A 675-nucleotide genomic window follows, 5' to 3' on the forward strand; every position below is an offset into this window, starting at 1 on the left:
AGTTCCTACGGCGTTTGTTACCAGTCCCGCAGTTACGCTTCCTGTACTTGCATTATAACAAGAAGCATCCGTTTTAGAAGAAGGGGCTAATGCCAAAGGTAAAGCCGGTTGACCAACAGTTACCGAATTAGATTGACTCGAACAGGAATCTGTTACAGTCAGTGTATAAGTTCCCGCAGCAAGTCCTGTTACCGAAGCAGTAGTTCCCACTACCAGATTAGAGCTGTTTTTCCAGGAATACGTTACAGTTCCTACGGCGTTTGTTATAAGTCCCGCAGTTACGCTTCCTGTACTTGCATTATAACAAGAAGCATCCGTTTTAGAAGAAAGGGCTAATGCCAAAGGTAAAGCCGGTTGTCCAACAGTTACCGAATTAGATTGACTGGAACAGCCATCAGTAACAGTCAAAGTATAAGTTCCCGCCGGAAGATTCGAAACAGTAGCAGTAGTTCCTACCGAAGCATTCAAATCATTTTTCCATGAATAGGTTACAGTTCCCACCGAATTGGTTACCGCGCCTGCAGTTACGCTTCCTGTACTTGCTCCAAAACAAGTGATATCCGTTTTAGAAGAAGCAGCAAGGGTTAAAGCTGCAGTAGGCTGAAAAATGGTAACGGTATTGGTTTTATTTGAACAGCCATCAGTAACAGTCAAAGTATAAGTTCCCGCCGGAAG

At 44.0% G+C, this 675-nt stretch carries 1 protein-coding gene; it reads right to left on the reverse strand.

The genetic code is table 11. From position 1 onward, the window contains the following. Nucleotides 1–675 (reverse strand): hypothetical protein (locus B0A67_RS23560; protein ID WP_207557381.1); only part of this gene is annotated, 675 nt, incomplete at both ends.

Origin of the sequence: Flavobacterium aquidurense (assembly GCF_002217195.1) — a bacterium.
Taxonomy (GTDB): Bacteria; Bacteroidota; Bacteroidia; order Flavobacteriales; family Flavobacteriaceae; genus Flavobacterium; species Flavobacterium frigidimaris.